This window comes from Roseburia sp. 1XD42-34 (assembly GCF_009917385.1).
Lineage (GTDB): Bacteria > Bacillota > Bacilli > Bacillales > Amphibacillaceae > Virgibacillus.
This window is the reverse complement of sequence record NZ_QWLJ01000019.1, coordinates 14042-33606: the sequence shown is the minus strand read 5'-3', so window position 1 is coordinate 33606 and position 19565 is coordinate 14042. Positions and strand designations below refer to the sequence as shown.

Here is a 19565-nt window from a genome sequence, read left to right as displayed (position 1 = left end):
TAGCTATAAAAGGCATGAACGATTCAAGAATGAAAAGTGGTTATAAAGACATTAACCGTTGTTTAATAAGGGCTTATTAAACATGAGGGGACAAGTTTGGGAGTAGGACAATGGTAAATAAAATTATTTTATTTGGAAAGCAGGTCTACCAACGAATGATAGACATAGATCTGTTTGGCTTGGCTGCTCAACTGGCTTTTTTCTTTCTGTTATCACTGTTTCCTTTTCTGTTATTTTTAGTGACGCTTGTTGGATATTTACCAATGGATGAGTTAGCTGTGTTGGACATTATTTCCTCCTACGCTCCACCTCAGATTGTGGAACTTATTTCGACAAATGTTACGAATTTGATTAGCCAAAGAAATGGTGGATTGCTTTCATTTGGTATTATAGCTACATTATGGGCAGCATCAAACGGAGTAAATGCGTTAATGCGTGGCTTTAATTATGCTTATGAAGTTGACGAAAACCGTTCTTTCATTATATCAAGGCTCATCGCTATTGTGCTTACAATAGCGATGATGGCGATTATTATTATTGCGTTATTATTACCGATTTTTGGGAAGTTGTTAGGAACTTATTTATTTTCATTTGTTGGTTTATCAGAAGGATTTATTTCTGTTTGGGAAGCTTTACGTTGGGTTGTTTCTTCGATCGTTTTCTTTATTGTTTTTCTTGCGTTATATACGCTTGCCCCAAATAAACGCATTTACTTAAAAAATGCTGCCGCTGGAGCTTTATTTGCGACAATAGCATGGCAGTTAGTCTCACTTGGGTTTTCATATTATGTAAGCAATATTGGGAATTATTCAGCAACGTATGGGAGCCTTGGTACTGTAATTGCACTAATGATTTGGTTTTATTTATCAGGAATTATTATTCTTACCGGGGGCTTAATCAATGCTGTTATCAGAAAAAATAAGCTGATGAAATAGTAATCTAGTTGCTGGGCTCATGCGCAGAACGTAGCTCGTATTTTTTTCTCCCCCAAGCACTTCATTTTATACTTTCTTATACTATAAACCAAAACATCTTATACTTTCCTAGTGTAAAAAAGTCAGTTGCTTTGTGGGCTCCATAACTTAGCAACTAACTTTTTTCTTACATTCAAGCACTCCTGAATTTTTCAAATCCTGATAGCTTTATCACGAATTTGACTATCATCATTTTCCGTATTTCAAAAAACTTTTGCCGACTGGCTTCCAACAGTATAGCAGGGGAATTTTCTGTACCACAAAAAGAGTTCGTTTTTCCTCCTGTCATGATACTTTAAAGTTGACGGCAAAAACAGCAATTATTGGACATACTGAAGTACAATACGAGCATGAACAAAATAAAAGGTGAAATGGGTGAAAAAATAAACAAACAGTAAAGAAAAAATAATTAGGAATATCAAGGTGTAATAGAACAAAATATAAACGAAATAACGGGTGCGGATGGGTCACGAAGATAATAATTTTGAATATGCTAGTACGAAGGTGGTAAACGATCGAGGAGAAGTGATACTTTAATGTAAACATATGCCCTAGGGAAACCATCTATCTCTAAGGCATATGTTATAGGATTATTTTAACAATCTTAAACCATTTAAAATAACCAAAATAGTACTGCCTTCATGCCCTATAACGCCTAATGGCATGTCAAGGACTTGTAAGAAGTTGGATGCGATAAGTACAGCAATGACGGCGAGAGAAAAGAATATATTTTGCTTTACAATTCGATTCATTTTTTTCGAAGTATGAATCGCATTGGTAATTCTGCTAAGATTATTTTTCATGAGTACTACATCTGCGGTCTCTAAGGCGACATCTGTCCCTTCTCCCATAGCGATGCCGATATTAGCGGTTGCTAATGCAGGACCATCATTAATACCATCGCCAACCATTGCGACGTGTTGGTAAACTTCTTTCAATTTCTTGATTTCCTCTACCTTTTCATGAGGTAGACAATTCGCTACATATGCATCAATACCTGCTTCATCAGCGATCGCTTTTGCTGTAAGCTCATGGTCTCCTGTTAGCATCACCGTATGGATACCTTGTTGTTTTAAAAGTTTGATAGCTTGAATACTGTCGTTTCTTACAGTATCTTTGAGCGCAAATAAAGCCACGACTTGGTCGCCTTTTTTAACATATACAATCGTTTTTCCTTCAGCGGCAAGTCGCTTGGTTGTAAGTTCGAAATAAGCTTCAAAACCAATATAGTCTGGTTTACCAATCACCCATGTTACATTTTGGATAATGGCTGAAATGCCATTCCCAGCTAAAGTCGATACGGATACATGAATGTCTTCTTCCGGAAGACCATCCATCTTATGCTGTTGACAAAAGGTAACAATTGCATGAGCAAGAGGGTGAGTTGAATCCTGCTCCATGGCCATTGCGATTGGAAGTATTTCCTCTTTCGTATAATCTGGATGGATGTGGAAATCGGTCACTTCGGGCTTTCCTTTGGTTAACGTACCTGTTTTATCGAAGGCGATCGCCTGAATATGTCCGATATTCTCAATATGTACGCCACCTTTAAATAGCACACCTGATCTAGCGCTTTTTGAAATAGCAGATAGGGTTGCCGGCATAATAGATGCAACAAGGGCACATGGAGAAGCGACAACTAATAGAATCATAGCTCGATAGATACTATCCTGAATTGTCCAGTCAAATAAGAAATATGGAATGAACATCATAAAAAAGACAACGATTAAGACAATTTTGACATAGGATCCTTCAAATTTTTCAATAAATAATTGTGAAGGGGACTTTTCCTCTTGAGCGGATTGGATCATTTGAATGATTTGTTGAAATAAGGTTTGGTCTGCTGGTTTCGTAATTCGAATATATATGGAACCATCTAACGCCACTGTGCCTGCGAGCACTTCCTCATTTTCCGTTTTTCTAACTGGAATAGATTCACCGGTAATAGCACTTTCATCAATCGACGTTTCCCCGCGATCAATCTTTCCATCTGCTGGAATACGCTCTCCTGCTCGTACATAAATAATATCATCTATTTGCAAAGAGGAAACAGGGACAATCTCTTTTTCCTCTCCCTCTATTCTCCATGCTTCTTCAGGCTGTAATTTCATGAGCGAAGAGATTTCTTTGTTACTTTTATTCATTGTATATGTTTCAAGTGCACCGGACAAAGCAAAAATAAAGATTAGAATTGCTCCCTCTGTCCAATAACCGATAGCTGCAGCACCAATAGCAGCGAAGATCATTAGCATCTCCACATTTAAGTCTTTATTACGAATCGTTTCTGTAATGCCTTCTTTTGCTTTTGCATAGCCCCCAATTATAAATGCAATCAAATGGAGAATCACCCAAAGTGACTGTGAGAGATAAGCTTCCAACAACCAAGCGATTGCGATTAAAAAACCGCTAAATAAAGCTGCAATAAGTTCTTTGTGTTCAGAAATTTTTTGAATTGTATTAGAGGGGTGCGGCGAGCGAGTTTTAGTTGACATGTTCCGTCTCTCCAATCATTATTCTCTTTTATTTTTAAAATAATTATTAAATGGTATTTATTATTATATTATCATTTTATAAAATGATGTCAAGATGAAAGTGTGGAGCTTTCTTATTTTATCATGAAAAGAAGGCAAAAAGGCTTTTTTTATGTTAAATATATGCGAAAACAGCGAAAATGTTACTGATTTTTGAATTTTACATGATTTATTGTTTGATAACTATATATTAATAATTAATATTAAAAGATATGAATTATTATATAAAAATTTTATAATTAAAATAGAGTAAGAAGATTGCTGGTGTTTTTGAAGATAAGAAAGTATAAACCGAGGTGCTTTTGGATAAGGAAATAACCGAATAGCCACGTCTGGCTCCATCGCCTAGCGACTTGGTGACTTCATGAAATCAACTATGATAAGTCAGCAACATCGGTTCGTAGCTTCAATGTAGCAGGTTCCCCAGTTCAAGCTTGCGAGATGGAGTATAGGGGGACAGGAGATACACTTGCAAGCAAATGACCGATTTTATTTCAAGTCCTTTAAGTCATTGCCGTGTGGAGCAATCATCATGTGGTGACGTAAAGAATAAGCACCAATGATTGAAGTTTCACTTTATTTTATCCTTGCATTCTGTTACAATCCGATATGTAATTATAAATATAACAGATAGGGGAATGGCTATGAAATATCTAAGAATAGCTTTCATATTTATTGTTTCAATAGTATTATTAAGCGCTTGTTCCAGTGGCGTCAATGATGATAACAGTAAGGAGAAACAAAAAGAAACAGATGAAAAATGGCAAGAGATAAAAGATAAAGGGGAGCTTGTTGTTGGAACCTCCGGCACACTTATTGCAGCATCCTATTACGATGGAGATAAAAAAAGTGAAGACCAGCTTACTGGTTATGATGTAGAAGTAATGCGAGAAGTTGCTAAACGACTCGATCTCGATATTTCATTTGAAATTATGGGGATTGATAGCATGTTACCAGCAATAAAAAGTGGAAGAATTGATGTCGCTGCTAATGATATAGAAGCAACAGACAAGCGAAAAGAGTCATTTAACTTTAGTGAACCGTACAAATATTCCTATTCTACGATGGTAGTACGAAAAGATGATAATTCTGGTATTGAATCTCTTGAAGATTTAAAAGGAAAAAAAGCTGGTGGAGGAGCGACAACCATTTACAGTCAAATCGCGGAACATTTTGGCGCAGAAGTCGTTACGTATGGAAATGCGCCTAATGAAGCGTATTTACGTGATGTTCATAATGGACGAACAGATGTTATTGTGAATGATTACTATCTATCTAAATTTGGTGTAGCAGGTTTTCCGGAGTTTGATATTCATCTTCATCCTAACTTGAAATTCCATCCTACAGAACAGGCAGTTGTGATTCCACAAGGAGCAGATACACTTACAGAAAAAATCAATCATACTTTGAGCGAGATGCGAGAAGATAGGACGTTAACAGAATTAGCCACCAAATTCTATCAAGAAGATGCTTCTCAAAAGCCTAAAGGTGATATCAAACCAATCGATGGATTAGATTTATAACAATTTAATTCAACCATTCGAGAAGTAGACGAAACTGATTAGACGAGCTACATGCATTGAAAACCATCCATGGGAAATCCTGTGGGTGGTTTGTTGAATACATGATCGGAGGGAGTATATTGCCTATTCAAGGAATTAATTTGAATGAAATATTTGATGTTCAATTAGCAGGAGAAAATCTTCCATTTGTATTAAGTGGCTTACCAATGACATTGCTTGTGTCAATTATTGGTATGTTGATTGGGCTCGTTTTAGGTCTATTACTTGCTCTAGCCCGAAACTCCAATTATCCTTTTCTAAAGTTGCCAGCTAGACTGTACATATCGTTTATGCGTGGAACGCCGATGCTTGTTTTTTTATTTATTCTTTACTTTGGACTTCCTGTTATTGGTATTAAATTAACGGCATTAATGGCAGCGTGTTTAGGGTTTGGTCTCAATAGTGCGGCTTACATTGCAGAAATTGACCGAGCTTCGTTAAACAGTATTGATAAAGGACAATGGGAGTCTGCTAAAGCATTAAATTTAACCTACTGGCAGACATTGCGAAAAGTGATTTTGCCACAAGCTATCAGAATGGCCATCCCTCCATTGACGAATGTTTTTATGGATTTAGTAAAGGCTACCTCTTTGGCAGCAGTTATTACTGTACCGGAGCTTTTCCAAAAAACACAGATTGTTGCAGGAAGAGAGTTTGATGCAATGACTATGTATATTCTTGTAGCTCTTATTTATTGGCCAATTTGTATTGTCATTGCTTTTATACAAGAACGTTTAGAAGCGCATTATAGTAAGTTTATTGTGCATGAAATGGCCTGAAGGTTGATTTATTCTTTAGCTATAATAGTAATCTGACAGGATATTTTCACTGTTTATTCTGTCAGATTACGTACGATTATAAATTAAAGTCACCCATTTGTTCTTGCTGCGTTCTCTTAAATAGCATAGCTACTATAATCAATATAAGGATAGAAGTGATAAAATAAAAAAATGACACACCTTGGAAAACGTCAATAAAATACCCACCGATAAAAGGCCCACTAATGCTACCAACACTGAACATGATTCCAACCATTAAATTTCCCGCTGGAAGTAAGTTTTCTGGCAACATATCTGTCATGTATGAGATTCCCAAGGAGAATAAGGAACCTACACACATTCCTGCCAATGTAAACAGGATAAACAAAGCGACGATAGAATCCTCCCATATTGCAGCAAACAGAAAGCATAAAGAGCCGAGCAATAAAACCGTAATGAGTATTGATTTTCTCCCGAATTTATCACTTAATGCACCCAGTGGAAATTGTGTAATCAAACTTCCTGCAGCAAAACAAGGAATGATAAGGGATAGAGTATCTACATGATGACCAATCCGTAATCCATAGATGGGAAAAATACTATGTAAGGAGGCTTCTAAAAAGCCATATCCAAAACCTGGTAACATGGCAACCCAAGCTATTTTAATGGTTTGTTTAAAACGTTGTATGGAACTCGTCGGATATACAGGGTCTACAGAGTGCTCAGGCCATTGATTACGAAGCAACAATAATAATGACCACACCAATAAACTTAGAACAGCAGAAGCGAGAAAAGGAACGGATTGATGAATGGAGAGAAGTCTTGTCATTAACGGTCCTAACGCAAAGCCTGCTCCGAATGATAAGCCATAAAGGGCAATGGTGCGTCCTCTTGTTTCTGCTGTAGCTGTTACAGTAATCCAAGTTTGTGTTCCAAAATGTAGCATTTGGTCACCGATGCCTATCGTTAAACGCAGAATAAACCAAAACCATAAAGACTCCCATACGGGAAATATAGCCAGTGATAGAATGACCAGTAGACCACCGATAAAGATAATTGGCTTAAAGCCAAATTTTCGCATCGGCTTTTCCATAAACGGAGAGGCTATTAAAACTCCAATATACAAACCGGTGGCGTGTAAACCATTAATGGAAGAAGCAATACCATTTTGTTCTAATATGATGGAAAGTAAAGGAAGCAACATTCCCTGAGAAAAACCTGATATAAAAACAAGCGCAATTAATATCCAGAAACGAAAATTTGTGATTTGCATGATGTTCTCCTTTCTTAGCAACGCTAGCTTTTCTGTGTAGCATATTGTATAACCTTGCTTATTCAATGGAGTGTTACGGAGAGGATTCAACCGTTTGCACCTGTCACGTCGAGGTTCGATCAACCTCCTGTTTTTCGTTCCTCCCCACTGGAGTCTACATATCGAAGCTAAATAACGCTTCATTCGCATTTAGAATTAATATTTTCGTTATGTCTTAGCCTCTATAAAAATACTTTTGCTGTAAGAGTAATGGTAACATGTTAAAACACATCAACTTAGTAATTGGATTGAAATGGGTCTAATAGCATATGAGTATTTGGATAAACTTAGAAACAATTTACTAATAATTTATGTAAAGGTCAATTATTGTGAATAAAGTAGCGATATCGTTTATGATAAAAGTAGGAAGGTTAATTAAAAATAAATGGGAGGGGAATAAATAATGAAATTACATTTAAAAGAACATGGGTTTAGAACAAAATTAGACTTTGGACAGCTGGAAATTTCAGGAGATGAGGAATTTGGCTTTCGTCCATACCAGTTGATGGTTGCTTCCATTGCAAGCTGTAGCGGATCCGTGTTTCGGAAAATTCTTCAAAAGCAACGGATAGACATTCAAGACATGCAAATAAATGCAGAAATAGAGAGAAATAAAGCAGAGGCAAATCGCATCGAAAAGATAGTGCTTACGTTTATCATTAAAGGAAGTCGTTTAGATGATGATAAATTATACAAAAACCTACATGTAGCACGGAAAAACTGTTCCATGGTACGGTCGGTAGAAGACAGTATTGAAATTGTAGAGAAGATAGAGACCATTGACTTAAGCAGATGATTTATCAGCAGGGGTATAAAATTCATATGTCAGAAAAACACTAAAGAAAAAAGAAAGGGTATGACATATGAATAGACGGAAACATTATTCTCTACTACTTCTTTGTATTGCTTTATTAGTAGCTGCTTTTTGGCCAACCAATATGATCGCTAAAGAAAAGAAAAAGAACGCTTTTGATATACCAAGCCATGTACTAAATATTTCAAAAGATAACACTTTTCCCAACTCAACAGAGGACGAGGAAGTGATTGAGCCGAGTGAATTGACAAAGGAATTGATGGATGGGTTAGATATTAAAATTGAAAATCCAGTTTTAATTAAAATGTTAAATGAGACTAGTTTGAATCCTTCACCGGTCGCATTTGGATATCGAGGAATGGTTTATTTAGGACGTTGGCCGTTGAATTATGAGTCTCTAGAAACGACCATTAATTGGGAGTATCAGCAAGTAAATAAAAATGAACTAAATAACACAGGGGCGTTAGAACCCCAGGAGATAAATTATGTACAACAAGAACAAAAGGAAATTAAAGGGGCGCTCACGAACAAAATTACTAATCCGGCAGATGTAAAAAAGATGATGCTGTTAAAAGCAAAAGAAAAAACCAAGCTTCCTCTGTCCTATAAGACGGTCATTGGGAAAAATACGAAGAAAGATAATACGTACAGAGTTCCAGATGATAAGTATGGATTGCTGCAATCCTATGCGCCTGCAGTAAATGAAAAGGGACAAGTTACTTTTGGTGAAGTGTATGTGAAATTAAAGGGCTCCAAAAAATCCATTGCCGTAAAAAATGTCACTAAACAAGGAATAGGAGCTTGGATTCCGATTCAAGATCATGTCTCATTTTCTTACCAATTAAAATAGTTTTGGTATGAGAACTTGTTCATTGAATTGGATTTTAAAGTACTTCCAATTTAGTTCCCCGAACCGCTAGGGAATGGTTACGTTAGCTTTGTATATTTTACACATGTACACAATAAAGCTGTCGGTTTTCCCGATAGCTTTTTAGCTTGCACTATAGGGAAGTACAAGATTTTTTTGGTTTCTAGTATAAGCAAATATAAATTTAGGCGCTTGGAGATAACGAAATAACTGAAGCCACGTCCGGCGCATGAGCCTAGCAACGATGCGACTTTAGAAACGCGCCCTCCGATAAGTCACCATCGGTTTATCGCAAAGAGGAAGAAGTCCGATGTATGAAGGTTCCTCTCATTTTACTATTTAGCCCCATAATATTCCTTATTTCCATATCTTACAACAATAAATGTAGCTTAATAAAAAATGACCGAATATATTGGAAATGGTAAATAAGGTTGATTTTTTCACTTTATTACTTTATCATAATGAAGTAATAAAGAAAGAGGGAAGTGGGGAAGGAAATGGAATGGGTCGTTCTTATATCTGTTCTTATACTTACAGTTTTAAGTTTATTACGTGTAAATGTAATTATAGCTATTATTGCAGCAGCAGTTAGTGCAGGCATCATGTCTGGATTGAATATAAAAGAAGCAATAGAACTTTTAGTAAGCGGAATGGGCGGTGGAGCAAATACCGCATTGAGCTATATTTTATTGGGTGCTTTTGCTATAACAATTAGCTATACAGGGATTACATCATTATTGGTTACCTATCTTATTCGCGTGTTAACAGGCAAAAAAACAATGCTTTTACTTGTGATTGCGGCAGTTGCATCACTTTCACAAAACGTGATTCCTGTCCATATTGCTTTTATTCCAATATTAATTCCACCCCTATTGCCATTATTTAATAAAATGCGTATAGATCGGAGGGCAGTAGCAACCGCTCTAACATTTGGTCTGAAAGCCCCCTATATATTGATACCTGCAGGATTTGGTCTGATTTTTCATGAGACGATTGTCAAGAGTATGAATCAAAACGGTACGAATATAACCGTCAACGAATCAGTATTAGCTATGCTAATTCCAGGCTCCGGGATGATTGTAGGTTTGCTGATAGCTGTTTTTATCAGCTACCGTAAGGATCGAGTGGTAGCTGATAATAATATAAAGGAAAACGAGGCATCAGAAATCGAAGAAAAATCCGTTCGTTTTAGCAAACAACATTTGCTAACGCTCCTAGCTGTAGCGGGAGCATTGGCTGCTCAAATCTTAACTGAGAATTTAATTATTGGCGCTCTTACAGGGCTTGTGCTCATGTTTGCTTTTGTGGTAATTCCATTTCATAAAGCAGATCAGGTCATAAGTGAGGGTATTGGAATGATGGGAACGATTGCCTTTGTCATGCTTGTTGCTTCAGGATTTGGGAATGTATTAACAGAAACTGGTTCTGTAGAAGCACTTGTAGAAATGTCATCGGGATTTTTAGGTCAAAATAAAGCTTTGATTGCTTTAATACTCTTGTTTGTGGGTCTTGTAGTAACAATTGGTATTGGCTCTTCTTTTGGTACTATACCGATATTAGCAGCACTATATGTGCCTATTTGTTTAGCTGCTGGTTTTTCGCCGTTAGCGACAGCTGCTTTAATTGGAACGGCAGGTGCGCTTGGCGATGCAGGTTCACCAGCTTCTGACAGTACATTAGGGCCAACCTCAGGTCTGAATGCTGACGGAAAGCATCACCACATTTGGGATACTGTAGTACCTACGTTTATACACTATAATATACCATTATTTATCTTTGGTTGGGTGGCAGCAATCATCCTGTAAGATAAACTTGTATCGTGCGCTAATTTTCCAATAGTAAGAAGTAGTCGTCATGTTTCTTCTCGTTCATACTTCCAATATATAGAAGGGATTTTTTTACTAGGTAAGATAGTATGAAAATTAGTGACTTTGGGATAATGAAGTAATGGAATAGCCACATCCGGCTTAAGCGCCCAGCAATTAGGCGACTTCACTCCATTGCCCTACGATAAATCATCATCGGTTCGTAGTTAAGAGGAAGGCCGACTAAAAACGGGCTTGCCGCCGACGTCGGCATACTCCTGGTTTTGTGGCATGATTCCTAAAACTTTAGTTGATTCCCTCCAGACGCTACGTTGCTAAACGGGCGCTCTGCGCCTTTGTTTCACTATAGGAAAGTATAATAATTTTTGGTTTATAGTATAAGAAAAACAAAGGCTTCTGTCATAAGATTTGGCGACAAGCCAAGTTTTTCTAAGGGGTTAACGATGATTTTACTCCGCTGGGCAAATGGTGGTAGCAACAAGCGCGGGAGTATTCATTAACAGTATTATAATGTAGCAGGAAGAATTTTAAGCGAAGTGGTTAGCTTGTAACATTCTCCATGCATAAAATCGATGTACCGTCAATGAGAATAAAACATCTGAAAACGGAGCATAGTAAGACCAAAAAAAGAGGTGATCATCAATGAGAAGACTTCCTATTTATGCAGTCATCGCTTTATTGGCTATTCTATGCACCCCCTTATCGGCTGCTGCAGTATCTGGCTATGGATGGGGTTATAGCAAAAATAAAGAACATAAACTCCCTGATATTGGAAAATATGCAGATGTGCTTGAAAAGTACAACGCTTATTATGCCGATGACTCAGGAGAAAAAAATGTATATGTAACGTTCGACAATGGTTACGAACAAGGGCATACTTCAGATATTCTTGATATATTGAAAAAGCATCACGTTCCAGCCACTTTTTTTGTAACAGGGCACTATGTGAAAAGTGAACCAGATCTAGTGAAACGTATGGTGAACGAAGGACATATTGTCGGGAATCACTCCTATCATCATCCAGATTTTACGATTATGAGTAAGGAGAGCATCCAAAAGGAACTAGAGTCATTGGAGGAAGCAGTTGCAGCCATAACAGACCAAAAAGAGATGAAATACTTGCGTCCGCCAAGAGGGATGTTTAGTACGGATACATTAAAATGGGCAAGCGAATTAGGCTATATTCACGTGTTTTGGTCGCTTGCGTTTAAGGATTGGGAGACAAGTAAACAAAAAGGCTGGCAGTATGCTTTTGAACAGGTAAAAGAGCAAATCCATCCAGGAGCGATTATCTTGTTACACACTGTTTCATCGGACAATGCCAAGGCACTAGAAAAAATGATCCAGGAGCTAAAGAGTCAAGGTTATACGTTTAAAAGCTTAGATGACCTAGTGTTAAAAAGTAAGCTACCTAAAGCCATATATGACCTTTAGTTGAGAACGCTTTTTATACAAATGAACACAGGTAAAGTAATACTAGACCTTCAGAGATAAAGACTGGGGGTCTTTTTGGTTATACGGGTATTATTTCGTATATAAGTTGCTGTAAGAGGAGTAGGATAATCTGTATTGCGACAAAGTCTAAGTGAGAGCTAACAGCACCTAAATGCCTTATTTCGTTCAGGTCTTTAGGTCATACCATTACGGTACTAACAAGCTGGGATGGATGAATGAAAACCGAAACTTCACTTATGGAAGATCCACTTTATTTACTCGTTTATAAGTTGTTATTTAAAATTTTCTTAATTTTTGATATGATTAAAAATAAACGAACAAGGAGTTGGGTTTTATGAAAAGAGAAGCATTAATTGCTCCAAAAAATTACAATATCGCTATGGAAATGGAGCGCCACGCCAATAAGAAGAATCAGGTAGCTCTGATTATGGAAAACCACCTTGGGGAAACGTATCAGCTTACATACAAGGAATTAGTGGAGCAGGCAAGTAAAATTGGCAACGTTTTCCTAAGAGCGGGGTTAAAAAAAGGCGATAAGATGTTAATTATGGTGCCACGTTCTTTTAAAGCATATGAAGTTTATTTAGCTGCCTTAAAGACAGGGATTATTATTATCCCAAGTTCTGAAATGCTAAAAACAAAAGATTTGCAATACCGTATAACCCATGGAGAGGTAAATGGCGTTGTTAGCTATTATTCATTTGCAAATCAGTTCAACGGCATTGACGAATATAATCATTTATATAAATTTTCCATTGGTAATTCTATGGAAGGCTGGATCTTTTTAGATGAAGTAATGGAAGAAGAAAGTGACCAATTAGATATCGTTGCAACTAAAAGAGATGATATTGCGTTTTTGCCATATACTTCTGGTACAACAGGAAATCCAAAAGGAGTCGTGCATAGTCACGGATGGGGGTACGCTCATCTACAAACGGCAGCATATAATTGGTTAGCTATTCAAGAAGGAGACAGAGTATGGGCAACAGCTGGTCCAGGTTGGCAGAAGTGGGTATGGAGTCCGTTTTTATCTGTTCTTGGTACAGGTGCAACGGGATTTTTTTACAGCGGCAAATTCAGTGCTAAAAAGTATTTACAATTATTAGCTGACTATCAAATTAATGTCCTATGCAGCACACCAACAGAGTATCGGATGATGGCTAAAGTAGATAATCTCCAAGAATACCAACTACCAGCACTGCATAGTGCTGTATCAGCAGGAGAGCCGCTAAATGTAGAAGTGATCAACACGTTTAAACGTTATTTTGATATTACTGTCCGTGATGGTTATGGGCAGACAGAGAATACATTGTTACTCGGGTTTATGAAAAATATGGAAGTTAGACCTGGTTCAATGGGGAAACCAACTCCAGGGAATGAAGTAGAAATTATTGATGAAAACGGAGAACCACTAGCTGCAAATGAAGTAGGTGATATTGCAGTGAAATTAGATAGTCCTGCTCTCTTCTCAGAGTACTTTAAAGATATGGAGCGAACCAAGATGGCTAAGCGTGGGGAATATTATATAACCGGAGATCAGGCTTATAAGGATGAAGCTGGCTATTTCTGGTTTGAAGGCAGAAAAGACGATATTATTATTAGCGCTGGTTATACAATTGGCCCTTTTGAAGTAGAGGATGCACTTATTAGACATGCAGCAGTCCAAGATTGTGCTGTGGTGGCAAGCCCTGATGAAATACGAGGGAATATTGTAAAAGCATTCATTGTCCTGCGAGAAGGATTTCAGCCAGATAATCAATTAGTCAAAGAACTGCAAGACCATGTAAAATCGTTAACCGGACCTTATAAATATCCACGAAAAATTGAATTTATTGAAGAATTACCAAAAACAACTTCTGGAAAAACAAGAAGAGTGGAATTGCGAAACAAGGAAAAAATTCAAAGCAGTTAATCTCTAGCGGGAGGATCCATCTTTTGGGATCTCCTGCTTTTTATGATTTCATAGTTTTATGAAAGATGGCTTGTTTCTGTAGCTTAATACGATGGAAAAGTCTCTCTCTGCACTAGCAAAAAAGATATTTGGAGGTTTTTCTTTCTATTTTCAAAACCTAGTCTGGATGGAAAACAATTTTAGTTATAATATGAGAAAAAGGAAAATAAGCTATTTGCTGATATTTTTTTAAAAAAAATGAAGCATTCCTCTTGAAAGTCAAAGTAGGTCAGAGTATAATAACAATTGAAAGGTCAAATATAGTCAAAGTCAAACATTGATGAATATAAATTAAATAATTTGAAGGAGGAATCAATATGCTTTGTCAAAATTGTAAACAAAACGAAGCCAATATTAATGTTGCGATGCAATTAAATAACCAGCATATGCAAATGCAACTATGTAATGAATGCTTCCGCAAAATGCAAGGTCAAATGATGAGCGGTAATGATTTCTTTTCACAATCACCATTTAGCAATGCATACGGATCATTTAGCGCATCGGGTAACGGTTCGCCAAAAATGGGAACACGAACGATACAACATAGCAGAAATCAAGGCAATGGTTTACTTGACCAACTTGGTAAAAACTTAACAGATGAAGCAAGAGCCGGAGAAATTGATCCAGTCATCGGTCGAGATAATGAAGTAAAACGTGTTATAGAAACGTTGAACAGAAGAAATAAAAATAATCCTGTACTCATTGGGGAACCGGGTGTAGGTAAAACAGCTATTGCAGAAGGACTGGCATTAAAAATCATTGAAGGTGACGTACCAACAAAGCTCTTGAATAAAGAAATATACATGCTTGATGTAGCTTCATTGGTCGCAAATACTGGTGTACGTGGGCAATTTGAAGAGCGGATGAAACAATTAATTCAAGAATTACAACAACGACAAGATGTCATTTTATTTGTAGATGAAATTCATTTGCTAGTTGGTGCTGGCACAGCCGAAAGCTCACAAATGGATGCTGGAAATATACTCAAACCAGCGCTTGCTAGAGGAGAAATTCAACTAGTTGGTGCAACTACATTAAAAGAATATCGTCAAATTGAAAAGGATGCTGCGCTTGAACGTCGGCTACAACCAATTATTGTTCAAGAACCAACACCTGAAGAAGCCGTTCAGATTCTAAAAGGAATAAAAGACCGTTATGAAAAATTCCACGAGGTACGTTATTCTGATGAAACTATTGAAGCATGTGTGAACTTGTCAAAACGATACATCCAAGATCGTTATCTACCAGATAAAGCGATTGATTTAATGGATGAGGTAGGCTCCCGATTAAATCTAGCTAATTCATCTAAGGATTCTGAATCTATTCGTCAACGCTTAGAGGAAATTACGAAAGAAAAAGAAGCAGCAGCAGAGCGTGAAGATTATGAGCATGCAGCCCACTTACGTTATCAAGAAATACAATTGCAAAAACAATTGGAAAAAGCGAAAGGTGAGGAGCAAGTAATCGATGTAGATATTTCCGATATTCAATTAATTGTAGAAGAAAAAACAGGAATTCCTGTAACAAAAATACAAACCGATGAACAAGAGAAAATGAAAAATCTTGCTAAAAACCTAGCAGCTAAAGTAATTGGGCAAAAAGAAGCAGTGGATAAGGTAGCAAAAGCAATTCGCCGTAGTAGAGCAGGCTTAAAGTCGAAAGAACGTCCAATTGGATCATTTCTATTTGTCGGTCCAACAGGAGTTGGAAAAACAGAATTAACAAAAGTGCTTGCTGAAGAATTATTCGGCTCAAGAGATTCGCTCATTCGGCTTGATATGAGTGAATATATGGAAAAACATGCCGTTTCTAAAATCATCGGTTCGCCTCCTGGCTATGTAGGTCATGAGGAAGCTGGTCAATTAACAGAAAAAGTACGTCGCAATCCTTATTCCATCGTTTTACTAGATGAAATTGAAAAGGCACACCCTGATGTTCAAAACATGTTTCTACAAATTATGGAGGATGGTCATTTAACAGATTCACAAGGAAGAACTGTCAGCTTCAAAGACACAGTAATCATTATGACAAGTAACGCTGGAACAGGGAATAAAGCAATAAATGTAGGATTTAACAAAGATACACATGAATCTGTTTCCACATTAGAGAGCTTAAGCGATTACTTCAAACCGGAATTTTTAAACCGATTTGACGCGATTATTGAATTTAATGCATTGACGAAAGAAAACTTAATGGAAATTGTTGATCTAATGCTTCATGAGCTACAAGACACAATTGAAGAACATGAAATTTCCATCACTATAACAGTCGAAGCAAAACAAAAATTGGTAGAGCTAGGTTACGAGCCACGTTTTGGCGCAAGACCTTTACGTAGAGTAATTCAAGACAAAATTGAAGATCAATTAACCGATTTGGTTTTGGAAAATGATGATGTGAAAAATGTTCACGTAGACGTTATAGATAATGAAATCGTCGTAAAACAAGCTTAAAATTACTGTTAAAAGCCGCAGAGCATGGTTAGGTATCGCCCCTGAAAAGTAGAGTGAAAATGTCTATCTTTCGGGAGTAACCACCTTAGTGCCTCTTTGCGGCTTTTTTTAGTGGTAAGAAAGTATAAAAATTTTGGCATTGGGATAACGATATAACGGAATAGCCACTTCCGGCGCATGAGCCCAGCAACTAGACAACTTCACGAATCGCCCTCCGATAAGTCATCATTGATTGTATCTTTACCATGATTCCTAAAACTTTAGTTGCTTCGTTCCAGTTGCTACGTTGCTAAACGGGCGCCCTGCGCCTTTGTTCCACTATGTACTTATCCCGTAGGTAAGAGACTGAAAAATTTCTACTGAATGTTTCACTCTCTATCTCGTCAGATTTTTCGTTTGTAGTCAACTGGGCGTTCTTACTTTTGTGAACGATAAGAAAGTTTTGGCACACCACAGTATTGGTAACTATGGTGTTTTTAATGGAATGTAGATGCGTCGAAACTTCGGATGAATAGGCTGGAAAGTCTCCGAAGTTCACAATTCATCCTGTATGTAACTTTAGATAAGAACTCTTTTTTTAAAAAGATAAGCAAGCAATTCCTAATAAATGAAGTTTCAATTATAGTATAAACATACAGGTATGTTATCTCCCAAAAAATGACTGGTGTTATCATTCATAAATGCTCTCTTTTGCAAGAGAATAAACGTATATTCTAACTTTGCAAAGGGTGCAGTTGGTTATGTTAAAATCACAGCAAATTTCAATAATTGTTCTCATTGTTTTTTCCATTATGTTTGTTCATTTTCCGCCAGTACATAGTGCTAGTGCCAAGGATATGCAAGTACATTTTATTAATGTCGGTCAAGGGGATAGTATATTCGTTCAAACACCGAATAATAAGCATATCTTAATTGATGGAGGACCACCACAAGCGGGAAAAAAAGTGGTCCATTATTTAAAGAAACACGGCATTAAAAAGCTGGATTTAGTAGTAGCAACACATCCAGATATCGATCATATTGGTGGTCTCATCACGGTGATGAAACATATTCAAATAGATAAGATTTTAGATTCCGGGAAATTGCATACAACGAGAAGATATGCCAAATATATTCAGGAAATTGTAAAGCAGGAAATTCCAATATCCATTACCAAGCTTCATGAAAAAATATCGCTTGATCCTTCCATTCGTATTCAAGTGCTTAATACATTTAAGAAGTCTAGGACGAATAATCAATCCTCAATTGTCTTAAAAATGTCATATAACAATGTTGATTTTTTATTTATGGGGGATGTGGAGATGGAACAGGAGCAAGAAATTATAAAAAAAGTTGGTGAGCAGACAGAAATAGTAAAAATAGCACATCATGGATCGAATACGAGCACTTCCCTGTCATTCTTACATGCAGTTCGACCCAAAACTGCCATTTTAACTTACCATAAGGACAATCGGTATGGCCATCCTGTAGAACGTGTTATAGACCACTTATATCAAGTCGGTGCTTCCATCTATTCCACAGGAGCACTGGGCAACATCGTTATTCGAACTGATGGAACTTCATATATGGTCGAGACCGAAAAAGAACCTTTAGACGTTTTATATGCTAGTTAACATTTACAAATATATACAAAAGTGATATCATTATAATATAAAAATGATGAGGGAAGGTGTAGGCATGATGAAGGAGAAACCAGCTTGGTCATTGAATGGATATCTTGGAATTTTAATCATTGCAGGCTTATTAGCAGGAACAGTTTTTAGTTTTATGGAACAACAATTTATCCTTGGGGCTATTTGTTTAATTATAGGTATTACATTAGGAAGCGGAATTACCCTAATACAACCGAACCAGGCCGCTGTCGTTATGTTTTTAGGAAAGTACATGGGGAGTATACGCAAGGAAGGAATTGTAATTACGGTTCCTTTTTCGATTCGTAAAATGATTTCCCTGCGTGTTCGAAATTTTAATAGTAATCGCTTAAAGGTCAATGATGTCAATGGAAACCCCATTGAAATTGCCGCTGTTATTGTATTTAAAGTGATCGACAGTGCTAAAGCGGTTTTTGACGTAGATCGCTATGAGCAATTTGTGGAAATCCAAAGTGAAACCGCTATTCGCGCAGTGGCGACAAAGTATCCTTATGATTCATTTTCTGATGCGGAACTATCATTGCGAGGAAACGCAGAAGAAGTATCGAATGAATTGAAGATCGAGTTACAGGAACGGCTAAAGGTTGCTGGTGTAGAAGTAATTGAAACAAGGCTAACACATCTTGCCTATTCCACAGAAATCGCCCAAGCAATGCTGCAACGTCAACAAGCTAGTGCAATTATTGCTGCTAGGAAGCAAATTGTTGAAGGAGCTGTGGGAATGGTGCAAGATGCAATTGCTCAATTAGAACAAGATGGTGCTGTGGAACTTGATGATGAGCGACGTGTTGCCATGGCAAATAATTTACTAGTGTCGATTGTTGCTGACCAAGGGACACAGCCTGTTATTAACACAGGATCGCTATACCAGTAATTAAAAGAGGGATTATATGTCAAAAAAGAAGAGCTTTCCGTTACGGATCGATCCAAAGTTGTATGAAATATTGCAAGTTTGGGCAAAGGATGAATTTCGCAGTGTAAATAGTCATGTTGAATTTCTGTTACGAGAAGCGGCCAAAAAAGCGGGGCGATTACCAAAAAGTCAAGATAAAAAAATAGGTGAAGATTAAAACCACAAAACTTGCAGAAAAATCCTTTGGTTTCCTGCAAGTTTTTTGTTCTAAGGTAAGAAAGTATAAAAATTTTGGCTTTGGGCCACCGATAAAACGGAATAGCCACGTCCGGCTTAAGCGCCCAGCACCTAGGCGACTTCATGAATCGCCCTACGATAAGTCATCATTGGTTCGTGGTTAAGAGGAAGGCCGACTAAAAACGGGCTTGCCGCTCAGGCGTCGGCATACTCCTGTTGCAGGAGCATGATTCCTAAAACTTTAGTTGCTTCGTTCCAGTTGCTACGTTGCTAAACGGGCGCTCTGCGCCTTTGTTCTAAATTCGTATCTAATTACAATAAG

At 37.3% G+C, this 19565-nt stretch carries 14 protein-coding genes; 12 read left to right on the top strand and 2 right to left on the bottom strand.

Annotated features, from left to right (window positions below):
- Positions 1–110 precede the first annotated feature (110 nt).
- Entirely contained in the window at positions 111–935 is an 825-nt protein-coding gene (locus tag D1839_RS11715) for a YihY/virulence factor BrkB family protein (protein ID WP_120380092.1), read from the top strand.
- A gap of 629 nt (positions 936–1564) precedes the next feature.
- Here the strand turns inward: D1839_RS11715 and D1839_RS11710 are convergent.
- On the bottom strand, positions 1565–3466 hold the full coding sequence (locus D1839_RS11710) for a heavy metal translocating P-type ATPase (RefSeq protein ID WP_120380091.1): 1902 nt from the start codon (positions 3464–3466) through the stop codon (positions 1565–1567).
- Positions 3467–4149: 683 nt separating this feature from the next.
- On the opposite strand from D1839_RS11710, the gene D1839_RS11705 reads away from it, so the two are divergent.
- Positions 4150–5028: a transporter substrate-binding domain-containing protein gene (locus tag D1839_RS11705; RefSeq protein WP_120380090.1), complete on the top strand. Its 879-nt coding sequence runs from the start codon at positions 4150–4152 to the stop codon at positions 5026–5028.
- 119 nt (positions 5029–5147) lie between these two features.
- A complete protein-coding gene (locus D1839_RS11700; RefSeq protein WP_286168725.1) occupies positions 5148–5846 on the top strand; it encodes an amino acid ABC transporter permease in 699 nt (232 codons plus the stop codon).
- Positions 5847–5922: 76 nt separating this feature from the next.
- On the opposite strand, the gene D1839_RS11695 is transcribed toward D1839_RS11700, so the two are convergent.
- Entirely contained in the window at positions 5923–7098 is a 1176-nt protein-coding gene (locus tag D1839_RS11695; RefSeq protein WP_120380088.1) for an MFS transporter, read from the bottom strand.
- Positions 7099–7540: 442 nt separating this feature from the next.
- Here D1839_RS11695 and D1839_RS11690 point away from each other — a divergent pair, with 442 nt between their 5' ends.
- The 9 genes from D1839_RS11690 (at position 7541) to D1839_RS11650 (ending at position 19223) form a co-directional block, all read left to right on the top strand.
- The gene (locus D1839_RS11690) at positions 7541–7933 is read left to right on the top strand and encodes an OsmC family protein (protein ID WP_120380087.1); all 393 of its coding nucleotides are present in this window, start codon (positions 7541–7543) and stop codon (positions 7931–7933) included.
- 67 nt (positions 7934–8000) lie between these two features.
- Positions 8001–8801 carry a YfkD famly protein gene (locus D1839_RS11685; RefSeq protein WP_120380086.1) on the top strand — a complete coding sequence of 267 codons (801 nt, stop codon included), beginning with the start codon at positions 8001–8003 and terminating at the stop codon, positions 8799–8801.
- Between the two features lie 515 nt (positions 8802–9316).
- Positions 9317–10624, top strand: a complete 1308-nt coding sequence (locus D1839_RS11680) for a Na+/H+ antiporter family protein (RefSeq protein WP_120380085.1) — start codon at positions 9317–9319, stop codon at positions 10622–10624.
- A 663-nt stretch (positions 10625–11287) separates the two neighbouring features.
- Positions 11288–12079, top strand: a complete 792-nt coding sequence (pdaA, locus tag D1839_RS11675) for a delta-lactam-biosynthetic de-N-acetylase (RefSeq protein ID WP_120380084.1) — start codon at positions 11288–11290, stop codon at positions 12077–12079.
- 355 nt (positions 12080–12434) lie between these two features.
- A complete protein-coding gene (gene mbcS, locus D1839_RS11670) occupies positions 12435–14012 on the top strand; it encodes an acyl-CoA synthetase MbcS (protein ID WP_120380083.1) in 1578 nt (525 codons plus the stop codon).
- A 356-nt stretch (positions 14013–14368) separates the two neighbouring features.
- A complete protein-coding gene (locus D1839_RS11665; protein ID WP_120380082.1) occupies positions 14369–16501 on the top strand; it encodes an ATP-dependent Clp protease ATP-binding subunit in 2133 nt (710 codons plus the stop codon).
- A 740-nt stretch (positions 16502–17241) separates the two neighbouring features.
- Entirely contained in the window at positions 17242–18114 is an 873-nt protein-coding gene (locus D1839_RS11660; RefSeq protein WP_120380081.1) for a ComEC/Rec2 family competence protein, read from the top strand.
- A gap of 64 nt (positions 18115–18178) precedes the next feature.
- On the top strand, positions 18179–19027 hold the full coding sequence (locus D1839_RS11655) for an SPFH domain-containing protein (RefSeq protein ID WP_120380080.1): 849 nt from the start codon (positions 18179–18181) through the stop codon (positions 19025–19027).
- Positions 19028–19043: 16 nt separating this feature from the next.
- On the top strand, positions 19044–19223 hold the full coding sequence (locus tag D1839_RS11650; RefSeq protein ID WP_050349992.1) for a hypothetical protein: 180 nt from the start codon (positions 19044–19046) through the stop codon (positions 19221–19223).
- Positions 19224–19565: the final 342 nt, after the last annotated feature.

What these genes read in the sequence shown, in the direction of transcription:
- D1839_RS11715 (WP_120380092.1), top strand. Translation starts at nt 111, where the DNA reads ATGGTAAATAAAATTATTTTATTTGGAAAGCAGGTCTACCAACGAATG.
- D1839_RS11710 (WP_120380091.1), bottom strand. Translation starts at nt 3,466, where the DNA reads ATGTCAACTAAAACTCGCTCGCCGCACCCCTCTAATACAATTCAAAAA.
- D1839_RS11705 (WP_120380090.1), top strand. Translation starts at nt 4,150, where the DNA reads ATGAAATATCTAAGAATAGCTTTCATATTTATTGTTTCAATAGTATTA.
- D1839_RS11695 (WP_120380088.1), bottom strand. Translation starts at nt 7,098, where the DNA reads ATGCAAATCACAAATTTTCGTTTCTGGATATTAATTGCGCTTGTTTTT.
- D1839_RS11690 (WP_120380087.1), top strand. Translation starts at nt 7,541, where the DNA reads ATGAAATTACATTTAAAAGAACATGGGTTTAGAACAAAATTAGACTTT.
- D1839_RS11685 (WP_120380086.1), top strand. Translation starts at nt 8,001, where the DNA reads ATGAATAGACGGAAACATTATTCTCTACTACTTCTTTGTATTGCTTTA.
- D1839_RS11680 (WP_120380085.1), top strand. Translation starts at nt 9,317, where the DNA reads ATGGAATGGGTCGTTCTTATATCTGTTCTTATACTTACAGTTTTAAGT.
- pdaA (WP_120380084.1), top strand. Translation starts at nt 11,288, where the DNA reads ATGAGAAGACTTCCTATTTATGCAGTCATCGCTTTATTGGCTATTCTA.
- mbcS (WP_120380083.1), top strand. Translation starts at nt 12,435, where the DNA reads ATGAAAAGAGAAGCATTAATTGCTCCAAAAAATTACAATATCGCTATG.
- D1839_RS11665 (WP_120380082.1), top strand. Translation starts at nt 14,369, where the DNA reads ATGCTTTGTCAAAATTGTAAACAAAACGAAGCCAATATTAATGTTGCG.
- D1839_RS11660 (WP_120380081.1), top strand. Translation starts at nt 17,242, where the DNA reads ATGTTAAAATCACAGCAAATTTCAATAATTGTTCTCATTGTTTTTTCC.
- D1839_RS11655 (WP_120380080.1), top strand. Translation starts at nt 18,179, where the DNA reads ATGATGAAGGAGAAACCAGCTTGGTCATTGAATGGATATCTTGGAATT.
- D1839_RS11650 (WP_050349992.1), top strand. Translation starts at nt 19,044, where the DNA reads ATGTCAAAAAAGAAGAGCTTTCCGTTACGGATCGATCCAAAGTTGTAT.